Genomic DNA, 1425 nt, shown 5'->3' with positions numbered 1-1425 from the left:
GGACCTGGTGGCCAGCGCCATGGCCGAGGGAGAACGGCAACACCGCACCGGACGCCAACAACTCGAACACTGGGCCCGAGTGGGCCGTGCGGTATCGAGCCGGCAGACCGCGGCCCGGCGCCGAGTAGAAGACGCTCTAGCCGGCCAGTTGCCGATCGGTGAACTCGGACCCGAAGAAGGCACAGTGTTCAACGCCGAGATCAACGCGGCGATCGAGGAACAACTGGCCACCACCGACTACGGCGCTACGCTCGCGGCCCAGGGAATCACCACGGTCGCGCTGTCCGAGGACGGTCAGATCATCGAGTACCGTCCCGACGGCACGCGCACAGTCCTGCCCGAATGAAACGACTCGACCTGGTAGTCGGCTGCAACGGCGCCGGCAAATCCACCTTCGTGGCCCTCACCCTCGCCCCCCTGCTGCCGGCCAGCCCGCTCGTCAATGCCGACGAAATCGCCACACAACGATGGCCTGCGAATCCGGCCGCACACTCCTATGAGGCCGCGGAGATCGCCGCGAAGACCCGGGCACACCTGCTGACCCTGGGGAAATCGTTCATCGCCGAGACGGTATTCTCCCATCCGTCGAAGCTGGAGCTGATCAACGAAGCACGCACACACGACTACACCGTCGTCTTACATGTGGTGATGATTCCCGAGGAACTAGCGGTCCAGCGTGTGCGCTACCGGGTGCGAGCCGGCGGACACGATGTGCCCGAAGACAAGATCCGCCAGCGATACCACAGATTGTGGGGTCTGCTCGCTCAGGCGTTCCCACGGTGTGATCACGTGAGCGTGTACGACAACAGCTCGAGCACCGGTCCGCGCATCGTCGCCCAGTTCACCGACGGACACCTCGTCGGCGAAGCCACCTGGCCCGCATGGACACCCGTAGATCTGACATCGCACACCAGCCGCGGCGAGCACCCATAGGTGCGGTAACAGCCCGGCGGATCCGAACACCCAGAACATGAGGAACCAACAGGCACGGCCACCGACCACGACGCACCGAAAGTCACCGACTCCGACGAGACGGACACCTCCCTCGAACAGCTCACCGCCAGCCGAAAGACACCCAGTCCCCATCGTGGACGTCGAGGACACCGACACCGCCGAATCCTTCGAACTGCCCGGTTCAGACCTGTCCGGCGAAGAACTCACCGTCCGCGTCATCCCGAAGCAGGCGGACGAATTCACTTGCACCAGTTACTTCCTCGTCCACCACCGCAGCCGCCTCGCCAGCGGTACCCAGCTAGTCTGCGGGGCTGCGCCTGAGAACACCGAACATCCGAGGTTCGCACCTGCGGGCCCTCGAAACATGGTGCACCCCAACTGGGGTCACCTACTGGACCGCCAGTCATCACCACCGTAGTGTCACTGACCGCCAACCCGGTGTCTCACCATCGGGCTGGCAGCCAACGTCCC

2 protein-coding genes and 1 pseudogene are annotated in these 1425 nt (G+C 64.5%); all 3 read left to right on the top strand.

Annotation, left to right across the window (positions count from 1 at the left end; translation table 11 throughout):
- On the top strand, nucleotides 1-346 hold a 346-nt coding region (locus RJ1_RS44905; RefSeq protein WP_073371166.1), incomplete at its 5' end, for a TA system antitoxin ParD family protein.
- Nucleotides 343-933, top strand: a complete 591-nt coding sequence (locus RJ1_RS44900) for an ATPase (RefSeq protein WP_073371165.1) — start codon at nucleotides 343-345, stop codon at nucleotides 931-933. The genes RJ1_RS44905 and RJ1_RS44900, both read left to right, overlap by 4 nt.
- Nucleotides 934-990: 57 nt before the next feature.
- Nucleotides 991-1243, top strand: a pseudogene (locus tag RJ1_RS45670) (DUF4193 domain-containing protein); the annotation flags it as partial.
- Nucleotides 1244-1425 lie beyond the last annotated feature (182 nt).

The sequence above is a fragment of the Rhodococcus jostii NBRC 16295 genome (assembly GCF_001894825.1).
GTDB lineage: Bacteria > Actinomycetota > Actinomycetes > Mycobacteriales > Mycobacteriaceae > Rhodococcus_F > Rhodococcus_F jostii.
Note: the sequence above shows the minus strand (reverse complement) of the source record. Positions and strands in the feature narration are given on the sequence as shown.